The 12976-nt window shown below is 69.3% G+C and carries 9 protein-coding genes; 6 read left to right on the forward strand and 3 right to left on the reverse strand.

Annotation, left to right across the window (positions count from 1 at the left end; translation table 11 throughout):
• Positions 1–284: 284 nt before the first annotated feature.
• Complete coding sequence (acs, locus tag ACOKR1_RS17430; protein WP_422934183.1) at positions 285–2249, forward strand: acetate--CoA ligase; 1965 nt, start codon at positions 285–287, stop codon at positions 2247–2249.
• Positions 2250–2340: 91 nt separating this feature from the next.
• Here the strand turns inward: acs and ACOKR1_RS17435 are convergent, their stop codons facing one another.
• From ACOKR1_RS17435 to ACOKR1_RS17445, 3 genes are all read right to left on the reverse strand, one after another.
• Complete coding sequence (locus ACOKR1_RS17435; RefSeq protein WP_422934184.1) at positions 2341–3378, reverse strand: hypothetical protein; 1038 nt, start codon at positions 3376–3378, stop codon at positions 2341–2343.
• 225 nt (positions 3379–3603) lie between these two features.
• Positions 3604–4620, reverse strand: a complete 1017-nt coding sequence (locus tag ACOKR1_RS17440) for a LacI family DNA-binding transcriptional regulator (RefSeq protein ID WP_422934185.1) — start codon at positions 4618–4620, stop codon at positions 3604–3606.
• Between the two features lies 1 nt (position 4621).
• The gene (locus ACOKR1_RS17445) at positions 4622–5887 is read right to left on the reverse strand and encodes a Gfo/Idh/MocA family protein (protein ID WP_422934186.1); all 1266 of its coding nucleotides are present in this window, start codon (positions 5885–5887) and stop codon (positions 4622–4624) included.
• Positions 5888–6039: 152 nt separating this feature from the next.
• Between ACOKR1_RS17445 and ACOKR1_RS17450 the strand changes: the two genes are divergently transcribed.
• The 5 genes from ACOKR1_RS17450 (at position 6040) to ACOKR1_RS17470 (ending at position 12868) form a co-directional block, all read left to right on the forward strand.
• Complete coding sequence (locus tag ACOKR1_RS17450; RefSeq protein WP_422934187.1) at positions 6040–6990, forward strand: carbohydrate ABC transporter permease; 951 nt, start codon at positions 6040–6042, stop codon at positions 6988–6990.
• 10 nt (positions 6991–7000) lie between these two features.
• Entirely contained in the window at positions 7001–7963 is a 963-nt protein-coding gene (locus tag ACOKR1_RS17455; RefSeq protein ID WP_422934188.1) for a carbohydrate ABC transporter permease, read from the forward strand.
• A 138-nt stretch (positions 7964–8101) separates the two neighbouring features.
• On the forward strand, positions 8102–9451 hold the full coding sequence (locus ACOKR1_RS17460; RefSeq protein ID WP_422936680.1) for an ABC transporter substrate-binding protein: 1350 nt from the start codon (positions 8102–8104) through the stop codon (positions 9449–9451).
• A 152-nt stretch (positions 9452–9603) separates the two neighbouring features.
• A complete protein-coding gene (locus tag ACOKR1_RS17465; RefSeq protein ID WP_422934189.1) occupies positions 9604–11775 on the forward strand; it encodes an alpha-galactosidase in 2172 nt (723 codons plus the stop codon).
• Positions 11776–11779: 4 nt separating this feature from the next.
• Entirely contained in the window at positions 11780–12868 is a 1089-nt protein-coding gene (locus ACOKR1_RS17470) for an acyltransferase family protein (protein ID WP_422934190.1), read from the forward strand.
• Positions 12869–12976 lie beyond the last annotated feature (108 nt).

A 12976-nucleotide genomic window follows, 5' to 3' on the forward strand; every position in this document is an offset into this window, starting at 1 on the left:
TGCGGTACCTAGCCCCTCACGAGGATCGATGCACGTCACGGAGCCCCGAAACGGCCCTGAAGCCCTGCCTCCGAGCGCTCCCGGCGTGCCGCCCGTCGCGCGGAATCCCCCGCCCGGCGCGGCAATGTGACGCACGCAACTCCCCTGCTACGGGCAAAGGTCTAGTGTTGACGTCAGGCAGCCGACTGTGTCCGGATTCACAGGCTCGGGGCCGCTCGCGGCGGCTCTGGGCGGGGCCGGCGCGTCGGTCTGGACTTGCGAATGGATCGAGCCGAAAGGACACCATGTCCCAGCAAACCGTCAACGGGGACGCCTTCGAAAACCTGCTCCACGAGGAGCGGCGGTTCGCGCCCGCACCCGAGTTCGCGGCCGCCGCCAACGTCCACGAGGACATCTACGCCGCGGCCGAGGACCGGACCGCGTTCTGGGCCGAGCAGGCGCGCACGCGCCTCACGTGGTCGAAGGACTTCGAGGCGACCCTCGACTGGTCCGACGCCCCGTTCGCGAAGTGGTTCGTGGGCGGCGAGGTCAACGCGGCGTACAACGCGCTGGACCGGCACGTCGAGAACGGCCTCGGCGACCGCGTGGCGATTCACTTCGAGGGCGAGCCCGGCGACACCGAGACGATCACCTACGCGGACCTCACCGAGCGGGTCAAGCGGGCGGCGAACGCCTTCGAGGCCCTGGGCGTCCACAAGGGCGACCGGGTGGCCGTCTACCTGCCCATGATCCCCGAGGCCGTCGTGACGATGCTCGCGTGCGCGCGCATCGGCGCGGTCCACTCGGTCGTGTTCGGCGGCTTCTCCGCCGACGCGCTCCGCAGCCGCATCGACGACGCCGAGGCCAAGCTCGTCGTCACGGCCGACGGGACGTACCGGCGTGGCAAGCCGAGCTCGCTCAAGCCCGCCGTGGACGACGCCCTCGCCGCGCCGGGGCATACGGTCCAGCACGTCGTCGTCGTCAGGCGCAACGGCCAGGACGTCGCGTGGACCGAAGGGCGCGACGTGCACTGGACCGACGTCATGGACGCAGCCTCCGCCGAGCACACAGCGGTGGGCCACGACTCCGAGCACCCGCTCTTCATCCTCTACACGTCCGGGACCACGGGGAAGCCGAAGGGCATCCTCCACACGACCGGCGGCTACCTCACCCAGACCGCCTACACCCACTCCGTGGTGTTCGACCTCAAGCCCGAGACGGACGTCTTCTGGTGCACGGCGGACATCGGCTGGGTCACGGGGCATTCGTACGTGACCTACGCCCCGCTCATCAACGGCGCGACCCAGGTCATGTACGAGGGCACGCCCGATTCGCCGCACCAGGGCCGCTGGTGGGGGATCGTCGAGAAGTACAAGGTCTCGATCCTCTACACGGCCCCGACCGCGATCCGCACCATGATGAAGTGGGGCCGCGAGATCCCGGACGGCTACGACCTCACGAGCATCCGCGTGCTCGGCTCCGTGGGCGAACCCATCAACCCCGAGGCGTGGATGTGGTACCGCGAGGTGATCGGCGGCGGCAAGGCCCCGATCGTGGACACGTGGTGGCAGACGGAGACGGGCGCGATCATGATCGCCCCGCTGCCCGGCGTCACCGCGACGAAGCCCGGCTCGGCCCAGGTCCCGCTGCCGGGCATCGCGGTCGACGTGGTCGACGACGCCGGCCAGCCCGTGCCGAACGGCCACGGCGGCTTCCTCGTGATCCGCGAGCCGTGGCCCTCGATGCTGCGCACCATCTGGGGCGACCCCGAGCGCTACAAGGACACGTACTGGTCCCGGTTCGACGGCATGTACTTCGCGGGCGACGGCGCCAAGAAGGACGAGGACGGCGACGTCTGGCTCCTGGGGCGCGTGGACGACGTCATGAACGTTTCCGGGCACCGCCTCTCGACCACGGAGATCGAGTCCGCGCTCGTCTCCCACCCGTGGGTCGCGGAGGCCGCCGTCGTGGGCGCCGCCGACGAGACGACGGGCCAGGCGGTTGTCGCGTTCGTGATCCTGCGCGGCGAGGCCGACGTCCCAGACGGCGAGGACGCGCCCGCGACCCTGCGCGCGCACGTGGGCAAGGAGATCGGGCCCATCGCGAAGCCCAGGCACGTGCTCGTAGTCCCGGAGCTGCCCAAGACCCGCTCCGGCAAGATCATGCGCCGCCTCCTCAAGGACGTGGCCGAGGGCCGCGATCCCGGCGACGCGACCACGCTCGCCGACCCGCACGTCATGCAGCAGATCGCGGCGGACCTGCGGAAGTAGCCACTCAGCAAGGCAGCGAACGACGGCGGCGCCCCCACCCGCGCGGTGGGTCGCCGCCGTCGTCCATCATCCGCCCGGACCCGAGCCGCAGTTACCTTATCGCGGAGGAAGTTCCCCTCAAGAGAACTTCCGGGCCGACAAGGGAACTTCGTGTGGGGCGAAGGCCAGCCTCAATCAGTCTGGCACGGAACAGTTCCGGCCGTTCGAGTTCGGACCAGTCCCATCTCAGAACGGGATGTCCAAGGGCGAGCAGGCGATTCTCGCGGCGCTTCTCGCGCCGAATGATGTCCCGGAGATCCTCGCCGCCGGTCAGCTCCTCACGGAAGTACTTGCCCCAACCGTCGAATTCTCCGACTGGTTCACGGCTGACATCCCACGCGAAGTCCGTACGCCCAACGAGTCCTCGGGAGTCACGAAACTCCCTCTGAAGAACGGGCTCTGGGAACCCGTACATGTGCATGAGGGCTCGGCTCACCGACTCGCCCGGCGACTCGGCACCCTTCCGTGCGAGCAACGCGATGCCCTCGGCGCGCTTCCTTCGACTGCCATATACGAGGGCGGCAACGCCCTCGGAAACACCCTGCACGTCGAGCAGCGAGTCAGCGCACGATCGTCGCAGCATGCCGTCGGCCACCGCAAGCGCCCGCGCAAACCGGGCCGAAGCCAAGACCTCAACGAGCGCTGCCGCGAGCGGGACGGTTCGAAACTCGTCAGCCGTAACAGGCGCGGACTCCTCATGACGATGCCGCCTCACGGGAGGCGGTGGCACTCTCCGAGCGCGCTGAGCGTGATCCGAGTCGCCCCGGACGCAGAACGTGCTCGGCCGAACGCCGAGCTTGGTGGTCGATCCCACTGCCACGTCGATGGCCGGCGGCACCTTGACGACCGGAAGCCCATGCAGGAACAACGCGGTCTCGCCGCAGAACACAGCTCCCGGGTTGGCCCGCCCATAGGCCGCAACCGCCGCACGAAACCGCTCGTGGGGAGGCGCAGCGAGCCACACCGATGTCGGCACGTAAAACCCTCGTCGCAGCCGCACGAAACTCCCATTCGCGAATCCCGAACGAGGGTCCGTCGAGATGTCCGCAAACGGCGAGGACGTGTCGATGAGGTGTGCGAGAGGGTCCATGCCTCGACTCTGCCGGACACGAGAACGCCCTCGGGCGAACGAGTTCCCGCATGTGGACGAGAGGCCGGATCCGGTGGTGTTGAGGACAAATGCGTGCCCAGCCGTTACTGGTGCAGTCCCCTTGTTGCGCGGGAAGTCCCCCTCAAGGGAACTTCCCGTGCAACAAGGGGACTTCCGCCGTCGTCCGCGGCCGATGCGAAGGGTGACTGCACGCCGTCGTCCGTCCTAGCAGCCGCAGGACGCGCGGCGCACCAAGGTGGCCGGGAACAGGCGGTTGCGCTTGTGGCCACCTCCGCCCAGGAGCGCGTCGACAGCAGCTCGCGCCATCGCATCGACCGGCTGCGCGACCGTGGAGAGCAGGGGCCAGCTGTACTCGGCTTCGGCCGAGCCATCGAAGGAGACGACCGCGATGTCCTCGGGAATCCGCAGGCCGGCCTCGTGGAACGCGCGCAGGAGGCCAACGGCCTGGAGGTCGGAGCTCGCGAACACCGCCGTGGGCCAGCCCCCCTCGTTGAGGAGCCACTTCCCCGCCCGGTAGCCGCCCTCGCGGCTGAACTGTACCCGCATCACGGGGCCAGCGGAGAGCCCGGCCTCCTCGACGCCGTCACGCCAGCCGACCTCGCGCCCATCCAGGTCGCCGCCGGCGTTGGTGCCGATGACGAGCCCGATCCGCCGGTGCCCGTGCTCCGCGAGATGGGACACGGCGAGGCGCGCCCCGCCCCTCAGGTCCACGCCGACGGAGTCGTAGCCGGGGCTCTCGGCGCTGTGGTTGAGCAGGACCGCGGGGATCTCGGCCGCGTCGAGGTCTCGCAGATCCGGCTCGAAGAGGTTGCTGCACAGGAAGACGCCGTCGACCCGCCGGCTCGCGAGATTCCCGACAAGCCGCCGCTCGGTGGCGAGCGATCCGTTCGAGTTGGCGATGAGCAGTGCGTAGCCGCGCTCGGCGGCGGCCTCCTCGACCGCGTGGGCGAGCGAGGCGAACAACGGGTTGGTCGCGTCCGGCACGATCATGCCGAGCATCTCGCTGGACCCGAGCTTGAGCGCGCGCGCCGCGGCGTTCGGGCGGTACCCGAGCGCGGCGATCGCGTTGCGGACCTTGGCCTCCGTGGCCGGCGAGACCCGCTTGGGCCCGCCGTTGACCACGTAGCTCACTACCGCCGTGCTCACCCCCGCGAGCCGCGCGACGTCCTTGCGGGTCGCGGTCGGCTTCGCGGATGCGGGGGTGTGCGGCATGGCCACCATGCTATCCGCGGTCCCCCGCGGCTGGGCGTGAGGCAACAGCCGACGACGGCGCCGCGGCCTGAGCGGGCGCGTCGCCGAAGTCGAGGACCGGCAGGCGCTCGCCGCCGCGCAGCGCGGACTGGTGCGCCACGATCCCGGGGAGGGTGTAGCGCGCGGCCTCCCACGCGTTGACCGGCGGGAGGGTCCGCGTCGCGACGGCCGTCGCGAAGTCGTCCACGAGGAAGTGGTGGCTGCCTTCGTGGCCGCTCGGGAGCGCGCGCAGCTCGGCGGGCAGCCTGTCGGCGTCATGCACGGGGGCTAGACCGGAGATGAACGCGTCGCGGAGGGCCGGGTCGACGTCGGCGAGCGAGGGGTCGTCGGGGTCCATGCTCGGCACCGTCGTGAGCTGCTCGCTCACGTCGGTGAAGCCCTCCTTGTCCTGCCACACGGCGGTCTCGACGAGCTGCTCGAAGCTGCCCTCGGTGCCGAAGTAGCGGAAACGGCTCTCGCGCAGGTGGGACGGGTAGCCGACTCGGCGGAACTCGTTGATCCGCATGGATCCGCCGCCGGCGAGCTCGAAGAGGGCGGTCGCGTTGGAGAAGTCGTTGTCGAACATGCTGACCTCGCGGTCGAAGACGCCGTCGCCCCGGTCGTCCCGCACGCCGATGCAGCTCACGCTCACGGCGTGGCCGCCGATCGCCCCGATGACCCCGCCCACGGAGTGCGTCGGATAGAGCATGGGCGGGTAGCTCGCGGTGCGCTTCCATTCGGGCCCGCCGCTGTACTGGTACGCGGCGTAGAAGCCGAGGTCCATGTCGTGGACGTAGTCCCCCTCGGCGTAGAAGATCCGGCCGAAGGAGCCCTCCGCGCGGCGACCGCGCGCGTAGACGGTCGCGGGGTTGTAGTAGCTCGTCTCGCCCATCATGTACGTGAGCCCGGTCTCGCGCACGGCGTCGATGATCGCGGCGATCTCCTCGACGCTGATGGCCATCGGGACGGCCGAGTACACGTGCTTGCCGGCGCGGAGCGCCTGGACCACGAGCGGGCCGTGCGTCCAGCGCTGCGTGAAGATCGCGATCGCGTCGAGGTCACTCGCGAGCATGGCCTCGAAGCTCGGGAACGTGCCCGCGAGCCCCTGCCGCTCGGCGAGGGCCTCGGCGCGTTCGGGAAGCACGTCCGTGACGTACACGGACGTCACGTAGGGGTGGGCGTCGAAGAGCTTGGAGAACTGGCCGGCGAACTGGCCGGCGCCGACGATTCCGAGGGAGAAGCCTGTGGCGTGAGTCATGCCGAAAGTCTTCCATCGTGAGTTACTCGAGTCAACAGATACTTCGACCACATGGCTAGATCCCTGAAATTTCGGGGATACCTCTTGCCAATCCAAAAGTTACTCGTGTAGATTCATGGTCAATTGTTAGCTACATCACAGCGGAGGATCCAATGACGACCACCACCGTGGGGGCCCGGAAGACGGCGCGACGCAGCGCCGATTCCCCCGATCACCAGCGAGGCGTGCGCCACCGAGGGCGCGGCGACCTGCGCGTCGCGCTCCTCTTCGTCGCGCCGGCGCTGCTCGGCTTCGTGCTCTTCTACCTCGTCCCCACGATCCGCGGCATCTACCTCAGCTTCACGGACTACAGCATCCTGGGGAACCCGATCTGGGTCGGGGTCAAGAACTACGCCAAGATCTTCCAGGACAAGCTGTTCTGGAACGCGATGGGCGTCACGCTCGAGTACGTCATCCTCAACATCGGCTTCCAGACCGTGATCGCCCTCGGGCTCGCGCTCCTCATGTACCACGTGGCCAAGTCGACGCTCATCCGGGGCGTCCTCCTCCTGCCGTACCTCGTGGCCAACGTGATCGTGGCCCTCCTGTGGTTCTGGATGCTCGATTACCAGATCGGGATCGTGAACCAGGTCCTCCAGTGGATGGGCATCCCCCGCATCGCGTTCTTCGGCAACGAGTTCTGGGCCATCCCGACCGTCGCGTTCGTCAACGTGTGGCGGCACATGGGCTACACCGCGCTGCTGATCTTCGCCGGGCTCCAGGCCATCCCGAGTCAGCTGTACGAGGTCGCGAACCTCGACGGCGCGAGCAAGTGGCAGACGTTCTGGCGGATCACGATGCCGCTCCTGCGCCCGGTGCTCCTGCTCGTCATGGTCGTGACGATCACGGGCTCGTTCCAGATCTTCGACACGGTCGCCGTCACGACGCAGGGCGGGCCGGTCAACGCCTCCCGCGTCATCCAGTACTACATCTACCAGCGCGCGTTCAGCCAGCAGGACTTCGGCTACGGCTCGGCCCTGAGCGTCATCCTGTTCGTCATCCTCGCCATCGTCGCCTTCCTGCAGATGAAGTTCCTGCGCGGCAACGAGAGCGACCTGGACTGAGGGACCCACCATGACTTTCTTCACCAAAGGCGCCCAGCGCACCGCAGGCGCCCAGCGCACCGCAGGTGCGCGACCCACCTCAGCCGCCCGCCGCCGTCATCCGGTGAACTGGGGCCGCATCGCCGCCTGGGCCGCGCTCGCCGTCGCCATCCTCGTCACGGTGGGGCCCTTCCTCTGGATGCTCCGCACCGCGCTCTCCAACAACCACGCGCTCGCCACCCAGTCGAGCAGCCTCCTGCCCGCGGACTTCACGTGGGGCGCGTTCGCCCGCGTCTTCGGCCTCCAGTCCCAAGCCCAGGCCCAGGCCGAGGGCGGGTCCGGGGCATCGATCAACTTCTGGCAGTACCTGCTCAACTCGCTCATCGTCTCCACGATGATCACGGTCTCGCAGGTGTTCTTCAGCTCGCTCGCGGCCTACGCGTTCGCCCGGCTGCGCTGGCGCGGCCGGGACAAGGTCTTCGCGCTGTTCCTCGGGACGCTCCTCGTCCCCTCGATCTTCACGGCGCTGCCCAACTTCCTGCTCGTGAAGAACCTCGGCCTCCTCAACACGTACCTCGGCATCGCGCTCCCGAGCATGCTCATGACTCCGTTCGCCGTGTTCTTCCTCCGCCAGTTCTTCCTCGGCATGTCCCGCGAGGTCGAGGAGGCCGCGATGCTCGACGGCGCCCGGCACATCCGCATCTTCTTCCAGGTGGTCCTCCCGAACGCCGTGGCGCCACTCGCCACGCTGTGCCTCCTGACGTTCATCGCGGCGTGGAACGACTACTTCTGGCCGCTCCTCGTGGGCAACGACCCCGCGGTCCGCGTCCTCACGGTCGGCCTCGGCGTCTTCAAGTCGCAGTCTCCCCAAGGCGCACCCGACTGGTCCGGGCTCATGGCCGCGACCCTCGTCTCGGCGCTGCCGGTCCTGCTCCTGTTCATCGCGTTCGGCAAGAAGATCGTCAACTCGATCGGCTTCTCCGGCATCAAGTAGCGCCTTCAGCTCACCCACCGCGCCACCCGAACCCACAACACGCCCTCCGCGCCCGGCACCCGCCGGGGGGTCCGTCTCCCCTGCCCCCCACCCACCCACCCACCCCAACCCCACCAACCCCTTGAAAGGACCACGATGATGAAGAAAGCACTCGGCGCCGTCGCCCTCGCCGCGGCCGCAGCCCTCGCACTCTCCGCCTGCTCTGGCGGCTCGAACCAGGCTTCAAGCTCCGGCGACGCGAAGGGCGAGGTCAGCTACTGGCTGTGGGACGCCAACCAGCTCCCCGCGTACCAGCAGTGCGCGGACGACTTCCACAAGGCCAACCCGAACGTCACGGTCAAGATCACCCAGACCGGCTGGGACGACTACTGGACCAACCTCACGAACGGCTTCGTGGCCGGAAACGGCCCGGACGTCTTCACCGACCACCTCTCGAAGTTCGGCGACTTCGTCAAGAACAACCAGCTGCTCGCGCTCGACGACGCGGTCAAGAACGACGGCGTGGACCTCAACCAGTACAACAAGGGCCTCGCCGATCTCTGGGTCGGCAAGGACAGCAAGCGCTACGGCCTGCCCAAGGACTGGGACACGATCTCCCTCTTCTACAACAAGGACATGATGGCCAAGGCCGGCCTGAGCGCCGAGCAGATGGGCAGCCTCGCGTGGAACCCGCAGGACGGCGGCTCGTTCGAGAAGGCCATCGCCCACCTCACCGTGGACAAGAACGGCAAGCGCGGCGACGAGGCCGGCTTCGACAAGAACAACGTGGCTGTCTACGGCCTGGGCCTCAACGGTTCCGGCGCGGCGAGCGGGCAGACCGAATGGAGCTGGCTCACGGGCACCACGGGCTGGACGCACACGGACAAGAACCCGTGGGGCACGCACTACAACTACGACGGCAAGAAGTTCCAGGACACCATCGCGTGGTTCCACGGACTCATCGACAAGGGCTACACGCCCAAGCTCGAAACGACGGTCGGCGCCTCGATGGCGGACACGTTCGCCGCAGGCAAGGCCGCGATCAACGCGAACGGCTCGTGGATGATCGGCCAGTACTTCGGCTACAAGGGCATCAACGTGGGCCTCGCCCCCACCCCGATCGGCCCCGGAGGCAAGCGCTCGTCGATGTACAACGGGCTCGCTGACTCGATCAACGCTGGGACGAAGAACCCGGCGGCCGCGGCGAAGTGGGTCGAGTACCTCGCCTCGTCCGCGTGCCAGGACGTCGTGGCCTCGAAGGCCGTCGTGTTCCCCGCGATCTCGGAGGCAGCCGACAAGGCCGCCGCGGCATTCAAGGCCAAGGGCGTGGACGTCACGTCCTTCACCCAGCAGGTCAAGGACGGCACCACGTTCCTGTTCCCGATCACCGAGAACGCGGCCAAGGTGGACGGCATCATGAAGCCGGCCATGGACGCCGTCTACTCGGGCAAGTCGCCGGCCAGCTCACTCAGCGACGCCAACAGCCAGGTCAACGCTCTCTTCCAGTGATCAGGCCGGGGGACAATACTGGACCCCACCGCAGGGGCCCGGCCTCGGCCGGGCCCCTGCCCATGGCTCCCCTAGAACCTCACCCACCCAATCCGAGCCCACCTACCCAACCCGAGCCCACGCACCCAACCCGAGCCCACCGAAAGCGACCCATGGACCACCTTCATCTCCGCTACGCCGGCACGAGCGTTCTGCTCGCCTTCGATGCGGGCGAGGCCGAGATCGTGCATTGGGGCGCCGACCTCGGCGGCTCCATCCCCAGCCTCGGCCTCCTGAGTCCGCCCATCCCGCACTCCGCGTACGACGTCCCGGTCGTCGCGGGCCTCCTCCCCCAGGCCTCTTCGGGCTGGCTGGGGCGCCCGGCCGTGCGCGGCCACAGGACGGACGACGGCGGGGTGCCCGGCATCGCATTTTCCCCGGCGCTGCGCGTCGTGTCCGCCGAGGCGACGCTCGACGGGCGCGGGGCACGGATTGTCCAGGCCGACGCCGCGGCGGGGCTCAGCGTGACGACCGAGCTCGCGCTGCACGAGGGCGGGCTCCTCGAGATCGCGCACGAGCTGACCAACACGGGAGGCGGGCCCTACCAGCTCGAGGAACTGGCCGCCGTCGTCCCCGTCCCCGGCGACGCCGCGGAGCTGCTCGACCTCACGGGCCGCTGGTGCCGCGAGAACCACCCGCAGCGCCAGACGATCCGGCAGGGCACGTGGGTGCGCTCCGGCCGCCACGGACGAACCGGCCACGACTCCTCCCTCCTCGTCGCGGCAGGGACCACGGGATTCTCGAACCGCTCGGGCCGGGTGTGGGCCACGCACTTCGGCTGGTCGGGGAACCACGAGCAGTATCTCGACTCGCTCGCGGACGGGCGCCGCATGCTCGGCGCCGCCGAGCTGCTCGGCCCGGGCGAGGTGGTCCTCGGCCCCGGCGAGTCCTACCGCACCCCCGTGCTCTATGCGGCGTACTCAGACCGCGGCCTCGACGGCATCACGGACGCCTTCTACCGCTGGTTCCGCGCCCGTCCGCACCACGTGGACACCGTCGCGGGCCGGCAGCGGCCAGTGGTGCTCAACACGTGGGAGGCCGTGTACTTCGACCACCGCCTCGAGCCGCTCGTGGAGCTCGCGACGCTCGGCGCCGAGCTCGGCGTGGAGCGCTTCGTGCTCGACGACGGCTGGTTCCGGGGCCGCCGCGACGACCACGCGGGGCTCGGCGACTGGTACGTCGACGAGTCCATCTGGCCGAGCGGCCTCACGCCGCTCATCGAGAAGGTGACCTCGCTCGGGATGGAGTTCGGGCTGTGGGTCGAGCCCGAGATGGTGAACCTCGACTCGGACGTGGCTCGCGAGCACCCCGATTGGATCGCAGGCCCCTCCGCCGTCTCCCACAAGGACGGCGGCCGCCTGCCGCTCGAGTGGCGGCACCAGCACGTCATTGACCTCGCGAACCCGGACGCGTGGCAATACGTGTTCGGCCGGCTCGACGCGCTCCTCTCCGAGAACAGCATCGCCTACCTCAAGTGGGACCAGAACAGGGATCTCACCGAGCACGGCCACGCCGGGCGGCCCTCGGTCCACGCGCAGACGCTCGCGTACTACCGGCTCCTCGACGCGCTCAGGGCCGCGCATCCGGGGGTTGAGATCGAATCGTGCGCTTCGGGCGGCGCGCGCGTGGACCTCGGCGTCCTGGAACACACCGACCGGGTGTGGGCGTCGGACTGCAACGACGCGCTCGAGCGGCACACCATCCAGCGCTGGACCGAGGCCGTGCTCCCGCCCGAGCTCGTGGGAGCCCACGTGGGCCCCACGCACTCGCACACGACAGGGCGCGTCCACGACATCTCGTTCCGCGCGATCACGGCCCTGTTCGGGCACTTCGGCATGGAATGGGACATCCGCCAGGCCACGCCCCGCGAGCGCGAGACCCTTCGGCGCGCGATCGCGCTGTACAAGCGGCACCGGGCGCTCCTCCATTCGGGCGTCCGGGTCAACGCCGACGTCACCGAGCCCCACCTGGCCCTCCATGGTGTCGTGTCGCAGGACGGCACCGAGGCGCTCTTCGCCGCCGTCGCGCTCGGCACGCTCGCGGCGGAGGCCCCGGGCCGCGTGGGCCTTCCGGGCCTTGACCCCGGGCTCGAGTACCGCGTCGAGGCGGTCCTTCCCACCCCCGCCGACGGCGATTGGCAGGACACGTTCGCGCACGTCTCGCCTCCGGCCTGGCTGGCTGATGGCGCGACGGCGTCCGGCCGCTTCCTCGCGGAGGTGGGGCTCCCGCTGCCGATCCTGCGCCCGGAGCACGCGATCCTGCTCCATGTCACGGCGGTGGGCTGAGCGCGTGGGGGCCGCTGGGGAGCTCCTCGGCTCGCGGAGCCTCGGGACCGTCCTCGGATCGCAGTCGAATTCTCTCGGGGCGCTTCGGCTCATCTTCGCGGGATGCGTCATCGTCTCCCACGCGTGGTGGCTCGGCGGGTACGGGCCCGAACCGGAGCTGTACGGAATCAAACTCGGCACCTTTGGAGTGATGGGGTTCTTCGCCATCTCGGGCTACCTCATCACGGTCAGCGCGGAGCGGGCCACCCCGCTCGAGTACGTCGCCGCGAGATTCCTCCGGATCTATCCCGCGATGGCGGCCTCGGCCTTCCTCGTGGCCTTCCTCGCGGCTCCCCTCGGCGCGCTGATCACCCACGGCCGCTATAGCGTATCGGGCGCCCTGTCCTTCCTCGGGTCGGCGCTCGGCCTCTCGGTCGGCTTCATGGACACTCCCCCGATCGCGGCCTCGCTCCTGGGGAATCACGACCGCCTCGATTGGGACGGCCCCCTGTGGACCCTCACGTGGGAGGTTGTGTGCTACGGCCTCGTGGGGCTTGCCGTCTTCGTTTCCCGGAGGCTCTCGCGGCGAGGCGGTGTGCCGATCTTCCTGCTCTTCGCCGCGTCGACGGGTGCGATCATCGGCAAGCTGCTCGTCGGCGGGTTCGGGCCGAATCGCGTCGAGTTCGTCCTGCCTCTCCTCGCCATCTTCATGGCGGGCGCCGTCCTCGCGACCGCGCGAAGCCGGATTCCGGTGGGCCTTCTTCCCGGCGTTCTGTCCGTCTTCGCCGTCTGGGCCCTCTACTCAACCGGCTACGGGACGGCGCTGGCCCCGCTGCCGCTGGCCTACGCGATCCTGTCCCTCGGCTCGCTGCCCACGTTCTCGCGCGTCGGCTCGCGATACGACGTCTCCTACGGCGTCTACCTCTACGGATGGCCCGTGCAGCAGCTCCTCGCGGCGGTCCGCGTGCCGCTTCACGTGCCCGTGCTCGTCTACGCAACCGTTGCCCTGGCCCTCGTCTGGCCGCTCGCGTTCCTCAGCTGCGTCGCGGTTGAGCACCCGGCTCGGCGACTGCGGCGGTTCGCGGCTCAGGCGCCTGTCGGTTCCCGACCGTGATTGGCCGCCCGTTTGCGCCTCACGCGGCGTGTCGGGCCGCGGCGCGCCGAAGGCGCAGCTGAAGGCTGGTCGGAATCCGACGGCGGCGGGCCGGCCGGGTTGGACCGG

The sequence above is a fragment of the Sinomonas sp. P47F7 genome (assembly GCF_049332655.1).
Classification (GTDB): domain Bacteria; phylum Actinomycetota; class Actinomycetes; order Actinomycetales; family Micrococcaceae; genus Sinomonas.

Coding starts and splice junctions, on each gene's coding strand:
- ACOKR1_RS17460 (WP_422936680.1), top strand. CDS start 8,102: ATGAAGAAAGCACTCGGCGCCGTCGCCCTCGCCGCGGCCGCAGCCCTC.
- ACOKR1_RS17465 (WP_422934189.1), top strand. CDS start 9,604: ATGGACCACCTTCATCTCCGCTACGCCGGCACGAGCGTTCTGCTCGCC.
- ACOKR1_RS17445 (WP_422934186.1), bottom strand. CDS start 5,887: ATGACTCACGCCACAGGCTTCTCCCTCGGAATCGTCGGCGCCGGCCAG.
- ACOKR1_RS17440 (WP_422934185.1), bottom strand. CDS start 4,620: ATGGTGGCCATGCCGCACACCCCCGCATCCGCGAAGCCGACCGCGACC.
- ACOKR1_RS17455 (WP_422934188.1), top strand. CDS start 7,001: ATGACTTTCTTCACCAAAGGCGCCCAGCGCACCGCAGGCGCCCAGCGC.
- ACOKR1_RS17435 (WP_422934184.1), bottom strand. CDS start 3,378: ATGGACCCTCTCGCACACCTCATCGACACGTCCTCGCCGTTTGCGGAC.
- ACOKR1_RS17450 (WP_422934187.1), top strand. CDS start 6,040: ATGACGACCACCACCGTGGGGGCCCGGAAGACGGCGCGACGCAGCGCC.
- acs (WP_422934183.1), top strand. CDS start 285: ATGTCCCAGCAAACCGTCAACGGGGACGCCTTCGAAAACCTGCTCCAC.